Genomic DNA, 14,551 nt, shown 5'->3' on the forward strand with positions numbered 1-14,551 from the left:
TGGGCCTAAGTGCAGACATCGGAAAAATGCTCCCAGCGTCTGCACTTTGTGCACTTCCAGCATCGGGGCCGACCCGAAAGGCGGCCAGTACAACGACATAGCGACAAGTTGATCTCCATCACTCGACACCCCTTTTCGCGGAACGTAAGACGAACGAATGGCCCAACTCGACACCCATAAAAAGCTCGAGATCCTCGCCGATGCGGCCAAATACGATGCGTCCTGCGCATCGTCGGGCACGACCAAGCGCAATTCGAAGGACGGCAAGGGGCTCGGCTCGACCGAAGGCATGGGCATCTGCCACGCCTATGCGCCCGACGGCCGCTGCATCTCGCTACTGAAGATCCTGCTGACCAACAGCTGCATCTTCGACTGCCATTACTGCATCAACCGCAAGAGCTCGAACGTCCGCCGCGCCCGCTTCACGGCGAAGGAAGTCGTCGATCTCACCATCGCCTTCTACAAGCGCAATTATATCGAGGGCCTGTTCCTCTCGTCCGGCATCATCGCGTCGTCGAACTACACGATGGAGCAGATGGTCGAGGTGGCGCGGAGTTTGCGCGAGGACCATCATTTCCGCGGCTACATCCACCTCAAGACGATCCCCGACGCCGATCCCGAACTCGTCCACCAGGCCGGGCTGTATGCGGATCGTGTCTCGATCAACGTCGAGCTGCCGACCGCGAACGGCTTGAAGCGTCTCGCCCCTGAAAAGGACGGCGTCCGCATCGAGACCGCGATGGCCGAGGTGAAGGCCTCGATCATCGACGGCAAGGACGCCAAGGCCAAGTACAAGTCCGCGCCCCGCTACGCCCCCGCCGGCCAGTCGACGCAGATGATCGTCGGCGCCGACGCAGCGACCGACGGCGACATCGTCCGGAAGGCGTCGACCTTGTACGACCGCTTTGGCCTGCGCCGCGTCTATTATTCGGCATTCAGCCCGATTCCGGATGCAAGCGCCGTCCTCCCGCTGCAACGCCCGCCCTTGATGCGCGAGCACCGGCTGTACCAGTCCGACTGGCTGATGCGCTTCTACGAGTTCCAGCCGCACGAGGTGGTCGCCGCCGCCGACGACGCGACCGGGATGCTGCCGCTCGACATCGACCCCAAGCTTGCCTGGGCACTCAAATTTCGCGGATCTTTCCCGGTAGATGTCAACCGCGCCCCCCGCGAAATGCTCCTCCGCGTCCCCGGACTCGGCGTAAAAGCAGTCAACGGCATCCTCACCAGCCGCCGCTGGCGCCGCCTGCATCTGGCGGACATCGGAAGGTTGACGGTATCCGTGGCCAAGCTCCGCCCCTTCATCATCGCCGAGGATTGGCGCCCGGTAGCTCTGGCGGACAAAGCCGAGCTCCGCCCCATCATCGCCCCAAAACCCAAGCAGATGGAAATGTTCGCGTGACGCCGACGCATTCCGCCCCGTGCCGGGGAAGATTATGCGCGTCGTAACCCTATCCGAACCTGACGATTTCGACGGCTGGCGCGACGCCGCGCGTGGCCTGATCGCCGAGGACGTCCCCCCCGACGACGTCGTCTGGCAAGTTGGCGACGAACCGGTCGACCTGTTCGCAACCGTAGCCGATCCGGCCCCCGCCCCGGCCCCAGGCGCGTTCTCCGTCCCCCGCGCTTTCATAGACCTAGCCCGCAGCGCCATACTCGGCAGCGATCCCGAACGCTTCGCCCTGCTCTACACCCTGCTTTTCCGCCTCCGCCGCGAACCCAAACTAATCGAGGACCGCGCCGATCCGCTCGTCCGCCGCCTCGACCGGATTGCCAAAGACGTCCGCCGCGACATCCACAAGATGCGCGCGTTCCTCCGTTTCCGCGAGGTCGAGGAAGACGGCGGAACCCGCTTCGTCGCGTGGTTCGAGCCAGATCACCACATTGTCCGCGCCAACGCAGCCTTCTTCGTCAACCGCTTCGCCAGCATGCGCTGGTCGATCCTGACGCCCGAAGTCTCGATCCACTGGGACAGCAAGGCGCTCACCGAAGGCCCTGGTGCAAGCAAGTCCGACGCCCCCGAAGGCGACCCGACCGAGGAAGTCTGGAAGACCTATTACGCCAGCATCTTCAACCCAGCCCGCGTGAAGATCGGCGCGATGCTGAAGGAGATGCCGAAGAAATACTGGAAGAACATGCCCGAGACCGCGCTGGTGCCGGGCTTGCTTGCAGCGGCACAAGCAAGGGAGAGCGGCATGATCCAGAAGGCGCGCGACAACGTCGGCGGCAACAGCCTGATCGCATGGGAAGCGCTGCGCGATGAGGCCGCCGGCTGCACCCGCTGCCCGCTATACAAGCCCGCGACGCAAACCGTGTTCGGCGAAGGCCCAGTCAACGCCTCACTGATGTTCGTCGGCGAACAACCCGGCGACCAGGAGGATATCGCCGGACGTCCATTCGTCGGCCCCGCCGGCCAGATGTTCGACAAAGCGATGGCGGAAGCCGGCGTCGACCGCTCACGCGCCTACGTCACCAACGCCGTGAAGCATTTCAAGTTCGAACAACGCGGCAAACGCCGCATCCACGCCAAGCCCGGCGCCGGCGAGATCGACGCCTGCCGCTGGTGGATCGAACAGGAGCAGATGCTAATCAAGCCTAAGGTCACTGTGGCGCTAGGCGCCACCGCGGCCCGGTCGCTGTTCGGCAAGGTAATGACGATCGGGCGCGAGCGTGGCCGGGCGCTGCAATTGCCCGACGGCGGCGAGGCGTGGATTACGGTGCATCCGAGTTATCTGCTGCGGCTGCCGGACCCAGCGCAGGCGGCAGAAGAATATGCGCGATTTGTCGAAGACTTGCGCGTCGTAGGCCGACGAATTGCTTGATCCTCGAAGGAGCAAATCGCACGCTCCTTTCTTCCGTCATCCTGACAAAAGTCAGGATGACAAGCTCGTCAGTCGAATCGCTTCCTCACCCTCATTACATGCTGTTCGGTTCTGGTCCCAACCGGCCAGCAGGGTCGTCGAGCGCTTCGATCACGGCCATGTCCTCGTCATCCAGCGTCAGATCCAACGCCGCGAAATTGTCCGCGAGATGCTCGGCATCCGACGCCTTCGGGATGACCGAAAAGCCATTCGCCAAATGCCACGTCAGAATGACCTGCGCCGCACTCCGACCATGCTTGTCCGCGATCCGGACGATCGCCGCGTCCTGCAGCAACGTCTTGCCCTGCCCCAGCGGGCTCCAGCTCTGCGTCACGATGCCATGCGCTTCATGATACGCACGCTGCTCGCGCTGCTGGAAGTTCGGGTGGAGTTCGATCTGGTTGACCGCCGGCGTCACGCCGGTCGCAGCGACAATCGCGTCGATATGCTCGGGCAGGAAGTTCGACACGCCGATCGACTTGGCCTTCCCGGCGTTGCGCAGCGCGATCATCGCCCTCCATGCTTCGACATACTTGTCCTGCTTCGGCACCGGCCAATGCATCAGGTACAGGTCGACCGACTCGACACCCAGCAGCGCGAGGCTCTCGTCCATTGCTGCCTCGGCATCGCCCTGGCGATCGTTCCAGAGCTTGGTCGTCAGGAACGCGTCCGAGCCCTTGTAGCCGTCGCCGACGCCACGCTCGTTCTCGTAGATCGCGGCGGTGTCGACCAGCGGGAAGCCGATATCGAGCCCGGAGCGGACGATCGCCGCGGCCTGGCTGTCGGGGATCTGCCACGTGCCCATGCCGAGCTGGGGCATCGTGCGGCCGTCGTTGAGTGTAAGATCTGTCATGCCGCACCAGCGAACGAAGCGCGTACCGGTTCCGATTTAGCACTTCCCTTCGCCGCCCGGTTCGCGCAATCGACCGAGCCATGTTCGAAAAGATCCTGGCCGTGCTGGCCTCCTTCACGATCGGCGTCATCTCGTCGGGTGGCTATGTCGGCATCGCGCTGCTCATGGCGATCGAAAGCGCGTGCATCCCGCTGCCGTCCGAGATCATCATGCCGTTCGCCGGCTACCTCGTCTCGACCGGGCGGTTCGACCTGTATCTCGCCGCCACCGCGGGCGCGATCGGGTGCAACCTCGGCTCGATCGTTGCGTACGAGATCGGCAAACGCGGCGGCCGACCGATGGCCGAGCGCTGGGGCAAATACCTGCTGATCGGGCCGGGCGAGCTTGATGCGGCGGACCGGTTCTTTGCCCGCTGGGGCTCGATGGCGGTGCTGATCGGACGCCTGCTTCCCGTCATCCGCTCGTTCATCGCCTTCCCCGCCGGCGTCGCGCGGATGAAGCTGGTACCGTTCCACGTCTACACGTTCATCGGGTCGTGGCCGTGGTGCTTCGGGCTGGCATGGGTCGGCATGAAGCTCGGCGACAAATGGGACAGCGATCCGCGCGTGAAGGCCGCGTTCCACAGCGCCGACCTGCTGATCGGCGTCGTCCTGATAGCCCTCGTCGGCTTCTACATCTGGCACCGGGTGCGCGGACTGAAGCGTCACCCGTAACCACGGAGCTTTGCTAACGCGCGCAGATCGTCGTCGCGCGTGGGAACGATCGACTGCATGCGGCGCTGATACGCCGCGACGATCTCGGGACCGGCCTTGGCGGGTGAACCGCTCTCGAATGGCGGCGCGGGGTCATATTCCAGACCGAGTTGCACTGCCCGAGCGTGAGCCTCGCCGCGGATCATCGCGGTCAGCGTCAGCGCGAAGTCGATCCCTGCGGTGACGCCGCCGCCTGTCACGCGGTTGCGATCGACCACGGTCCGCGCATCGACTGGAATCGCATTGAACAGAGTCAGCATCTCGCGTTGCGCCCAGTGGCAGCCGGCGCGGTAGCCGTCCAGCAACCCCGCCGCGCCGAGAATCAGCGATCCGGTGCACACGCTCGTCACCCACGTCGCCTCAGCGCCGACCGTCTGGACCCACGCCATCGCCTCGTCGTCGGCGATCACGCCGTTTATGCCGAAACCGCCGGGCACGCCTAGAATATCGGCATACGGCACGTCCGCAAAGGTCGCGGTCGGCAGGATCGAGAAACCCGCGTCGGTCGACACCGGATCGAGCGTCTTCCAGACAAGATCGAGGCGAGCGTTGCCGAGCCGCGACAGAACCTGCGCGGGGCCGGTCAGGTCAAGCTGCGTCACGTTCGGGAACAGCAGGAAGGCGATGCTCAGCGGTTTGGTCATGTGATTGCTCCTTGCGATAGGTTCTTACGATCAAGAATCGCGACATCGCTCGGAATCGCCTTAACTCGCTGAAAAACAGCGCGAGTCCGGCAACGTGCAATGACCACGCTCGCCCGAAGTGCAGAAAGTGCAGACGCTGGCGCAGCATTTTCCGCTGTGCCCGACGCACCGTAGGAGGCGGTTTGAGCGAACGCGCTTCGGATGGCTGCCGACCTCATTCGCGCATCATGCCACTCCATCCGCCTGTAGGACAGTTACGTCTAAACCAGCACGCGCGGGTGTCAGGCGAACAGCCACGTCCCGAGCATCAGCGCGGTCATGACGGCGGCAAGAAGAATCGCAGAGTAGGCGAGAAGTCTTTTTCGTAACCATCGACGCGGATCGGGCGCGGACGGTTTTCAATTTCCGGATGTTAGCCCATCCGTTTGCCCCCTTTTGTGCGCCAGGGGACGGTAAGCGGTGCGAAAAGCCGACCCACCCCTGCCCCTCCCTTTTAGGGAGGGGGGAAGTAGAGGCGCTGCCGCTTACGACCGCTTTATGGGAGGACGGGGACTTCTGCCGCGCGCGCCTTGTTCTCCAGGCGCGATTCCTTGACGCGCTGGTTGAAGCAGCCGGAGGCGCCGCCGGGGCCGACCGCGGAGCAGCTGCCGATCGTGTTGACGCCGACGCCTGCGTCGAGCGTTCCCTGTGCCTTAGTCGCCCAGCTGGCATTTTCGGGAGTCACGACAAATTCGCGGAGTTCCTTGGGGACGCGGTATTGCTCCTGCGCGCTGCGACGGACGCAGACGACGATCTCTTCGCCATTCTGGTTGGTCGGGCAGCGCTCGTTGCCGAATAGCGTCAGGACGCCGTTGACAGGCGCACTGCGCGAGACTTCGCCGGGAGCCGAAATCGGCTTCGACTTGCCGGTAGCGCCGGGCAGAGCCGGCGCCAGCGTCGGTCCCTTGGCGGGTAATTGCGCCAGCGTTGGCGGCGCTACGGGGCGAGCAGGTTGAGCCGTCTGCGCCGCAACGGGTCCGGCGACGAGCAAAGCCGTCGCAAAAAGCATTTTCATACGCATCACTCCCACAATCCGTACTTCATTCACTGGCCGTATCTCATTGTATCGGCCGCATCTCAGATCCGCTTGGCAGTCGCGATCGCAACCTTGCAGCCGAGCCGGATCACGGCACTCAATACCGGATAACCCGGCGTCTCTTCCGCCCCCGCAGCAATCGCGGTGGCCTTGTGCTCGAGTTCCTCGGCCTGAAAATCGAGAATGGCTGCCGATAGCTCGGGGTCGCTGGCGCCAAGCTGAACGAGCTGTTCCTCGTAATGCTTGTCGATCTCGGTCTCGACCGCCGCCGTGCACGCCATGGCAGCCCGCGGGCTGATTGCGGCCGTCACGGCGCCTAGCGCGAAGCCCGCGACTTTCCAGATCGGCTGCAGCACCGTCGGGCGCACGCGTCGATCGACGATCATCTTGTCGAAGAACGCGCGATGCCGCTCTTCCTGTTGCGCCATGTGATGGATCGAGCGCGACGCCGGGTGCCGGTCACCGAGTACGGCAAGCTGGCCCGCATAAATGCGGATTGCGCCGTATTCGCCGGCCTGGTCGACGCGGATCATCGTATCGGTGGCGCGCTTGGCGTCGCCTGGCTTCCAGCCGCTCATCTCGTCTTCCTCATGAGTGCGAATATGGTGAACGCACCGACGAGGGAAAAGATCGCGTTGAACCCGGCGAGCGAAATGCCGAGCAGTTTCCATTGCGGTGAATCGCAGCGCACCATCGGCGCGTTCATGATCGCGGCGAGACGCTCGGCGGCGGTCGTGCCGGCCATCGAGACGGTCGTGGTGCAGGCGGTGAAGCCGTTCCACCAATGATATTCAACGCCAGCATGCGCGACGCCGATCAGACCGCTGAGCCCGATCAGCAGCCCGGCGATGATGACCAGCGATGCGCGCAGCGAGCGGCCGGGAACGAAGAACGTCGCCCCCGCGATCAGCACGGCGGAATAATGCGGCCAGCGCTGCCAGTGGCACATTTCGCACGGATACAGCCCGCCGAGATATTGCGAGCCGAGCGCGCCGAGCAGGAGGAACGCCGGCAGCAACAACGCGATGGCGCGCGCGATCTCTTCGTTCTTGGTCATGCCAAGCCCACGACGCACGCTCACTTGGTGGGCGCCTTGGTGTCCGTGGGATCGGGCTTGATCGGGCGCGGCTTGGTCGCGGCGGCGACCTGCGTTGCCCCGCCAAGGCGCGCGACCGTCTTCAGCGCATAGTAGAGCTGGAAGTCGTCGATCCCCTGTTTTTTTAACTGGTCGGGCGCCTGCGAGAAGCGCGGATCGGTCTTGGTATCCTCCTCGAGCACCGCGTTGTCGGCCTTCACCTCATTGATCAAATGCTTGCGTAGGTCGGCCTCGCGGAACACCGGACGCGACTTGTAGTCGGGATCGGTGAGCTGCGGCACCTTGATGTCGGGCTCGATCCCGCCCTCCTGCACCGATCGGCCGGACGGCGTGAAATAACGGGCGGTGGTCAGGCGGAGCGCGGTCTGGGGCCCAAGTGGGAGCACGGTCTGGACCGAGCCCTTGCCGAAGCTGCGCTCGCCCATGATCAGCGCGCGGTGATGATCCTGGAGCGCGCCGGCGACGATCTCGGAGGCGGACGCGGTGCCGGGATCGGTGAGGACGACGACCGGCAGGCCGTGCGCGTCGTCGCCGGGCTTGGCGTAATAGCGCTCGATATCGGTCTTCTCGCGACCGCGCTGCGAGACGATCTCGCCATGATCGAGGAACGCGTCGCTTACCTCGATCGCCTGGGTGAGGAGCCCGCCGCCATTCTCGCGGAGGTCGACGACATAGCCGAGCGGGCGGTGGCCGAGTGATTTGTCGATCGCCATGATCGCCGCGCGGGTGTCGGCGCCGGTGTTCTCGCTGAACGTGTTGATGTTGATATAGCCGACGTCGCCGCGGACTTCCCACTTCACCGGCTTCTGGACGATGATCTCACGCATCATCGTCACCTCGAGCGGCTTGTCGCGGCCGGGACGGACGAGGCCGAGCGTGATCTTGCTGCCGGGCTTGCCGCGCATCTTGCCGACCGCCTCGTCGAGCGAGTCGCCGTAGATCAGCTTGCCGTCGATATGCGTGATGTAGTCGCCGGATTTCACACCCGCGCGGGCCGCGGGGGAATCCTCCTGCGGGGCGACGACCTTGATCGCGCCGTCCTCCATCTGCACGGTCAGGCCGAGACCTCCGTAATTGCCCTCGGTCATGATCCGGAGGTTTTCGTAGTCGAGCGCATCGACGTACGAGCTGTGCGGATCAAGACTGGCGAGCATGCCCTGGATCGCGCCCTTGATCAGCGTCTTGTCATCGACCTTGTCGACGTATTCCGCCTTCACGCGGTTGAAGACATCGAGGAACTGGTCGAACTCGCGGTACGTGTCGGTATCGACCGCCGCCATCGCGGAGGTGGCCAATGGGATCAGCGTCAGCGCGCCGACGATCGCAGTCGCGGCAAGGAACGGGGTACGCAGTATAGGACGAGGCATCGATGGTCCTGCAACCTGAGAAAAGACGTGTCGTACGGTCGTGAAGGCGTAGCGTAGCGGAACGCTGGCGGCAACGCGCGCGCGGAGTGAAGGCGCGTGGGGGTTAATGGGGACTGACTGGAGGCCTTTCGATCCTCCCCCGCCAGGGGGATCGAAAGGCGGCGTCCATCAGGTTTGGTTGATCAGCGCGATCCTATCAGTGAAGCGACATCGACGGGCCGCCCCCGGCGGCGGAGCTCGACGGTGATGCGGGGGTCTTCGCTGGGTGCGGTGCCGAGCAGAGTCCCCATCGCGATGCGGTCACCGGGCTTAGCGGTGGTGGCGGTCAACCCGGTGATCAGACTCGTCCAGCCGTCCGCGTGGTCGATGATGACGATAACGCCATAATCGCGGAAGCGACGCGCGTATCGGACCGTCCCCGCCGCGGGTGTGACGACGCGCGCGCGGGCGGCGGGGGCGAAAGTCAGGCCACGCGATCGGACGCCGGAGTCCGAGACTTCGTCGAAGCCGGTGACGAGCCTGCCCTCTACCGGCGTGCGGTACACCCCGCTCGGTGGCGCCGGGGGCGTCGTACCGGGCGCGATCGGGCGGGGGAGCGGACCGGCGAGCGCGATCAGACTGGCCGCGGTCGCCTTGGCGTTCGTCGTGGCAGCCATGCCGTCGACGAGATCGCGCGCGCGTTCGCCGAGCGCCAATGCGCGGTCGGACTCGCTGAGTGCGCCTCGGCCGAGCGTCTGGCTACGCTGGCGGTGACGTGCCTCGAGGCTCGCCAGCGCGACGCGGTCGTTCTCCAGACGCGCGCGGCTATCGGCGAGTACCTTGACGGCGAGCGTGGCGCTGAATTGCAGGCGATGCGTTTCAGCGAGTTCGATGCGGACGGCTTCGGTACGCTGGCGGACCACGGGAAGGGCGCTGCCCAGAACTGCGCGGACATGGACGAGGTCGTCGACCGATCCCGGCTGCGCAACCGCGACGATGGTCGGGCGGCGGGCGAGCGATTCCAGTGCCGCGAGCAACCGGGCGACGGGCGCTTGCGCACGACCGAGCTTGGCGCGTTGATCGGTCAGGAGGCGGTCGACTAGCGCCACACGGGCGCTGGCCGTCGCGAGATTAGCCTCCGCGGCAGTAACGCGCGCCGCGAGCGCCTGTTCTTCACGCCGCGCCTTGTCGGCGGCGTTGCGCTCCTGGGTAGCCGCGGCGGTGAGTTTAGCGGCACGGCGCGCGGCGATCGCGGCATCGCGCTTTGCCGCGACCAGACGCGCCTGCTCGCTCGCGACCTCGGCCGTGTCGTTGGTCTGCGCGGTCACGCCGCCCGCCACCGCGAGCAACGCCGCGACGACGAGGCCCCTCCCCATCCTCATGCATCACCCTTCGCGGTGATAGGGGTGGTTGGCAAGAATGCTGGTCGCGCGAAAGAGTTGCTCGGCAAGCATCGCGCGGGCGAGCAGATGCGGCCAAGTCGCGCGGCCGAACGAAAAGAGCAGGTCCGCCTCGTCGCGCGCCGCATCGTCGAAGCCGTCGGCGGCCCCGATCATGAACCGCGCCTCGCGCACGCCGTCGTCGCGCCACCGCTCGAGCTTTTGCGCGAACTGCGTCGAGGAGAGCGTTTCGCCCTTCTCGTCGAGCAGGATGCGCTTGGTCTGTTCCCCGACCAGCGGAATCTTGCCGCCGGTGTCGGGAAGCTCGCTGACCTTGGTCGGCCAGACGATCCGCTTCAGATAGCGGTCGACCAGTTCGGCCTCGGGCGAGCGCCCGATCCGTCCACGGGCGACGATGTGGAGCAGCATCGCCGCCTCTAAGGTCGGTTAGTCTTCGTCGGTGAAGGTCGGCACCGGCGGCGGGGCCGGCGCGTCGCCGAACGCCCACATCCGCTCCAGATTGTAGAAGCTGCGGACTTCGGGGCGGAACAGGTGGACGATGACGTCGGTCGCGTCGATCAGCACCCAGTCCGCGGTCGGCAGGCCTTCGATCTTCACCGGACGCTTGAACTCGGCCTTGATCCGCTCGGCCAGCTTCTGCGCCATCGAGGCGACCTGGCGGGTCGAACGACCGCTGGCGATCACCATGTAATCGGCGATGCTGGTCTTGCCCGCGAGCGGGATCGAGATGGTCTCGACCGCCTGGTCGTCGTCGAGCGACGCGAGGATCAGGCGATGCAGCGCCTCAACCTCTTCGGGGTCGGTCGCGCGAGGGGCAGTAGGGGAAGTGGCCAAGTCAGCTCCTGAGTAAGACTACCGAGCCAGCAACGTGCTGGGCCCAGTCGGGATTTTCGGCACGCAGGCCGGTTGCGGAGGTCGGGTCGGGTCGGAAGCGCAACAGCACGAGGGCCGGCAATCTCCACGTCGTCCAGCTCTTCGCATGGTCTGTGCGCCGTTGGAAGCGCCGCAGCCAACCCATCGCGGGGGCCGCGAGGGCGCGCCCGTCATATCCCGGACGCGCGATTACCGCAATCGGAACCTCGCGGGCGATCTGCCGCCAGTTCTTCCAGCGGTGGAAGTCGGCGAGATTGTCCGCCCCCATCAACCAGATGAACCGCATTTTGGGATAACGCCGCTTGAGCTTGCGGATCGTGTCGAGCGTGTAGCGCGTGTGGAGCCGCGTCTCGATATCGGTTGCGCGGATCGGCGCACGGCGCGCCATTTTCCGCGCGGAGGCGAGGCGCGTAGCGAGCAGAGCCATGTCGTTGGCTGCATCCTTGAGCGGGTTGCCAGGGGATACCAGCCACCACGCCTCGTCGAGCGCGAGCGCGTCGATCGCCGCCAACGTGATGCCACGATGCCCGCGGTGCGCAGGATTGAACGACCCGCCGAGGATACCGACGTGGGTCATAGGAACTGCTGTCGGTCACGCGCGACATGAATGACGCGGACGATGAACAGGTCATCGTCCGCCAACCGATAGAGCAAGATGTAAGGCGTACCTGCGACGCGCCATTTACGCAGTCGGGTATTTGGCACCGCTGGCCCCGCGCCCGGGTAATCCGCCAGAAATCTGGCTGCGTTGACCGCCGAGGTGCCAACCCGGCTCGCGGTATTCGGATCGATCTTGTCGAACTCGTCATCGATCGTCGCAACATCGGCCTGCGCGTCGCGCGACCATCTTACGCCCCTCATGCAGCGTTGGCGGTCTTATGCCGTTGCGCAAACCAGGCTTCCATTTCCTCCTGGGTCAGATAATCGCCTCGCGCGATCGAATCCTCGCCGGCCTGAATGAAGTCCAGAAATTCGAGTTCTTCGTCGACGCGACGCGCGATCGCTTCGGCAGCGATGGTACTAGCGTCGACACCGCGGCGCTGCGCCAGTGTCGCGAGTTTGTCGGCAACGCCGGGCTCGATCGCGATCATCAAGGTCGATGCGTTCGTCATGTCGCGAACATGCGCTTTCCACCTCTTACAATCAACCGCGCACCTGGCCGGTGCCGCGGCCGATCCATTTGTAGGTGGTGAGGCCTTCGAGCGCTACCGGGCCGCGGGCGTGGAGGCGGCCGGTGGCGATGCCGATCTCCGCGCCGAGGCCGAACTCGCCACCGTCGGCGAACTGGGTAGAGGCGTTCCAGAGGACGATCGCGCTGTCGACGGTGGTCAGGAAACGCTCGGCGATCGCGGCATCTTCGGCGACAATAGCGTCGGTGTGGTGCGAGCCGTGGCGGGCGATGTGCGCAATCGCACCGCCGATGCCGTCGACGATCGCGACCGAGGCAATCGCGTCGAGATATTCGGTGTCCCAGTCGACCGCTCCGGCGGGAACAATCTCGGGAACTAGGGCGCGCGCGCTTGCATCGCCGCGGACTTCGCAGCCCGTTGCAGCGAGTCTTCGGATCAGGGCGGGTGCGTCCACATAGTCACGGTCGACCAGCAGCGTTTCCATCGACCCGCAGACGCCGGTGCGGCGCATCTTCGCGTCTACGACGACTGCTTCGGCCATCGCCGGATTGGCCGACGTATGCACGAAGACGTGATTGATGCCGTCGAGATGCGCGAGGACGGGCACGCGCGCTTCGGCCTGGACGCGCGCCACGAGACTCTTGCCGCCACGGGGGATGATCAGGTCGATCACCCCGCCCGCTTTCAGCATCGCGCCGACTGCTGCGCGATCGGTGGTGGGCACGAGTTGGACCGCGCCAACTGGCACCCCGCCCGCCTTCAGCCCCGCGACCAGTGCTGCGTGGATCGCGCGATTGCTCTTTACCGCTTCGGACCCGCCGCGCAGGATCGCCGCATTGCCGGCCATCATGCATAGCGCTGCGGCGTCGGCAGTGACGTTGGGGCGGCTCTCGTAGATGATGCCGATGACGCCAATCGGCACGCGGACACGCGAGAGTTCCAAGCCGTTCGGACGCTCGCTGGAATCGATCACCTGCCCGACCGGATCGGCGAGCGCTGCCACGGCCGCGACGCCGTCAGCCATCGCCGCAACCCGCGCTTCATCAAGCCGCAACCGATCGAGCAGCGCACCCGACAGACCTGCCTCGCTCGCGCGCGTCATGTCCTCAACGTTCGCCGCAACGATCTCAGCAGAGGCCGCCCGGATCGACTCCGCCGCCAATGCAAGCGCCGTGGCCTTTAGCGTTGACGACATCGCTGCTAGAACCAGCGCGGCAGAGCGAGCGCGCGCGCCCATTTCGGCGATTATTTCGGTCGGATTTTCTGAATCGGCCATGGTCGCCGCGGTACCATGCGAAGCCTCTCGCGCCAACGTCGCGAACTCGTTACGCTGCCGATGTTGCAGGGGGACGCATGACTGGGGATATCGGGGCAGCGGCGGATATCGCCACGGGTACACTCGTCGGGCGCGCGTTCGAACCGAGCGCGGGCGAAGCGCATGGCACGCATACGGTCCATGGTCCGGACGATGCGTTGTGCCTGAATTGCGGAACGCGGCTGCTGGGTGAGCATTGCCACGCCTGCGGTCAATCGGCGCATGTCCATCGCTCGCTGGGCGGGATCGGGCATGAGATCGCGCACGGGGTTTTCCATTTCGAAGGCAAGATCTGGCGGACGTTGCCGCTACTGGTGCTGCATCCAGGGGCACTCACGCGGCGGTACGTCAATGGCGAGCGGGCGCGGTTCGTGTCACCGCTGGCGCTGTTCCTGTTCACCGTCTTCCTGATGTTCGCGACGATCGGTGCGGTCGGCGGGGAAATGACGAAGGACTTCATCCGGGACCAGCGGACCGGCAAGACATCCGACTATGCACACGAGGCCGCCAGGGCTCGTCTCGCGTTGACGAAAGTCGAGGCGCAGCAGGAGGTTGCGAAGCGTGACCCCGCCAATCTCTCGGGGGAGCAGCTTGCCACGCTCGATCGGCAGGCAGGCGCCCTTCGTACTACCGTTCGTGCACTCGGCGTGGCGGCGGATATGCAGAACGGCGCCGCTTACGGCACGGTCGTCGATCTAGGCGACTTCAAGACCGGTTGGGAACGACTCGACCACGGGATCGCCAAGGCGAACGGCAATCCGGGCCTGATGTTCTACAAGCTGCAGACCAGCGCGTACAAATACAGCTGGGGTCTGATTCCGCTATCCGTGCCGTTCATGGCGCTTCTTTTCCTCTGGCGACGCCAACATCACCTCTACGATCACGCAATCTTCGTGACTTATTCGCTGGCGTTCATGATGCTGCTGACGATCGCGCTGATCATCGCGGGCGTGATCGGCGTCGCGGAGGGATGGATCGTGATGGCTGCGATATGCGTGCCGCCAATCCACATGTTCGCGCAGCTTCGGGGCGCTTATAAGTTGCGGAAGTGGTCGGCGGCTTGGCGAACGGTGGCGCTGTTGACGTTCGCGTTTACGGTTTTGCTCGCGTTTATCGTGCTGCTGTTACTGCATGGGCTGACGGACTGATTGTTATTAAGCGGGTCCTGCCAACGCCCGTTCGTGCTGAGAGAAGTCGAAGCACCTG

The 14,551-nt window shown here is 65.0% G+C and carries 17 protein-coding genes; 4 read left to right on the forward strand and 13 right to left on the reverse strand.

The annotated features are described in order from the left end of the window. Positions 1-157 precede the first annotated feature (157 nt). A complete protein-coding gene (locus C8J39_RS05240) occupies positions 158-1,402 on the forward strand; it encodes a putative DNA modification/repair radical SAM protein (RefSeq protein ID WP_120299501.1) in 1,245 nt (414 codons plus the stop codon). A 34-nt stretch (positions 1,403-1,436) separates the two neighbouring features. Further along, positions 1,437-2,822 carry a UdgX family uracil-DNA binding protein gene (locus C8J39_RS05245; protein WP_120299502.1) on the forward strand — a complete coding sequence of 462 codons (1,386 nt, stop codon included), beginning with the start codon at positions 1,437-1,439 and terminating at the stop codon, positions 2,820-2,822. Between the two features lie 94 nt (positions 2,823-2,916). On the opposite strand, the gene C8J39_RS05250 is transcribed toward C8J39_RS05245, so the two are convergent. Beyond that, positions 2,917-3,714: an aldo/keto reductase gene (locus tag C8J39_RS05250; RefSeq protein WP_120299503.1), complete on the reverse strand. Its 798-nt coding sequence runs from the start codon at positions 3,712-3,714 to the stop codon at positions 2,917-2,919. Between the two features lie 80 nt (positions 3,715-3,794). On the opposite strand from C8J39_RS05250, the gene C8J39_RS05255 reads away from it, so the two are divergent. Continuing rightward, positions 3,795-4,427 (forward strand): DedA family protein, encoded by a 633-nt coding sequence (locus tag C8J39_RS05255; RefSeq protein WP_120299504.1) that lies wholly within the window; start codon positions 3,795-3,797, stop codon positions 4,425-4,427. Here the strand turns inward: C8J39_RS05255 and C8J39_RS05260 are convergent. The 12 genes from C8J39_RS05260 to C8J39_RS05315 form a co-directional block, all read right to left on the reverse strand. Next, positions 4,418-5,110, reverse strand: a complete 693-nt coding sequence (locus C8J39_RS05260; RefSeq protein WP_120299505.1) for a DJ-1/PfpI family protein — start codon at positions 5,108-5,110, stop codon at positions 4,418-4,420. The two genes, C8J39_RS05255 and C8J39_RS05260, sit on opposite strands and share 10 nt — an antisense overlap. Before the next feature lie 535 nt (positions 5,111-5,645). Next, complete coding sequence (locus tag C8J39_RS05265) at positions 5,646-6,164, reverse strand: hypothetical protein (RefSeq protein WP_120299506.1); 519 nt, start codon at positions 6,162-6,164, stop codon at positions 5,646-5,648. A 62-nt stretch (positions 6,165-6,226) separates the two neighbouring features. Further along, positions 6,227-6,763, reverse strand: coding sequence for a demethoxyubiquinone hydroxylase family protein (locus C8J39_RS05270; protein WP_120299507.1), 537 nt, complete (start codon positions 6,761-6,763; stop codon positions 6,227-6,229). Continuing rightward, positions 6,760-7,242, reverse strand: coding sequence for a disulfide bond formation protein B (locus tag C8J39_RS05275; protein ID WP_120299750.1), 483 nt, complete (start codon positions 7,240-7,242; stop codon positions 6,760-6,762). Before C8J39_RS05275 ends, C8J39_RS05270 begins: the two co-directional genes overlap by 4 nt. Positions 7,243-7,262: 20 nt before the next feature. Beyond that, positions 7,263-8,648: a S41 family peptidase gene (locus C8J39_RS05280; protein WP_120299508.1), complete on the reverse strand. Its 1,386-nt coding sequence runs from the start codon at positions 8,646-8,648 to the stop codon at positions 7,263-7,265. A 182-nt stretch (positions 8,649-8,830) separates the two neighbouring features. Then, positions 8,831-10,009: a murein hydrolase activator EnvC gene (locus C8J39_RS05285; RefSeq protein ID WP_310793805.1), complete on the reverse strand. Its 1,179-nt coding sequence runs from the start codon at positions 10,007-10,009 to the stop codon at positions 8,831-8,833. Positions 10,010-10,012: 3 nt separating this feature from the next. After that, the gene (locus C8J39_RS05290) at positions 10,013-10,435 is read right to left on the reverse strand and encodes a 23S rRNA (pseudouridine(1915)-N(3))-methyltransferase RlmH (RefSeq protein ID WP_056061222.1); all 423 of its coding nucleotides are present in this window, start codon (positions 10,433-10,435) and stop codon (positions 10,013-10,015) included. Between the two features lie 18 nt (positions 10,436-10,453). Then, entirely contained in the window at positions 10,454-10,861 is a 408-nt protein-coding gene (gene rsfS, locus C8J39_RS05295; RefSeq protein ID WP_056061225.1) for a ribosome silencing factor, read from the reverse strand. Position 10,862: 1 nt separating this feature from the next. Further along, positions 10,863-11,477 (reverse strand): nicotinate-nucleotide adenylyltransferase, encoded by a 615-nt coding sequence (locus C8J39_RS05300; protein ID WP_056061228.1) that lies wholly within the window; start codon positions 11,475-11,477, stop codon positions 10,863-10,865. Beyond that, a complete protein-coding gene (locus tag C8J39_RS05305; protein WP_056061230.1) occupies positions 11,474-11,761 on the reverse strand; it encodes a type II toxin-antitoxin system RelE/ParE family toxin in 288 nt (95 codons plus the stop codon). Before C8J39_RS05305 ends, C8J39_RS05300 begins: the two co-directional genes overlap by 4 nt. Continuing rightward, entirely contained in the window at positions 11,758-11,991 is a 234-nt protein-coding gene (locus C8J39_RS05310; protein WP_132833367.1) for a CopG family ribbon-helix-helix protein, read from the reverse strand. Before C8J39_RS05310 ends, C8J39_RS05305 begins: the two co-directional genes overlap by 4 nt. A gap of 52 nt (positions 11,992-12,043) precedes the next feature. Continuing rightward, complete coding sequence (locus C8J39_RS05315) at positions 12,044-13,306, reverse strand: glutamate-5-semialdehyde dehydrogenase (protein WP_120299510.1); 1,263 nt, start codon at positions 13,304-13,306, stop codon at positions 12,044-12,046. A gap of 77 nt (positions 13,307-13,383) precedes the next feature. On the opposite strand from C8J39_RS05315, the gene C8J39_RS05320 reads away from it, so the two are divergent. Further along, the gene (locus tag C8J39_RS05320) at positions 13,384-14,493 is read left to right on the forward strand and encodes a DUF3667 domain-containing protein (RefSeq protein ID WP_120299511.1); all 1,110 of its coding nucleotides are present in this window, start codon (positions 13,384-13,386) and stop codon (positions 14,491-14,493) included. Positions 14,494-14,551: the final 58 nt, after the last annotated feature.

The organism is Sphingomonas sp. PP-CC-1A-547, assembly GCF_003610375.1.
Classification (GTDB): Bacteria; Pseudomonadota; Alphaproteobacteria; order Sphingomonadales; family Sphingomonadaceae; genus Sphingomonas.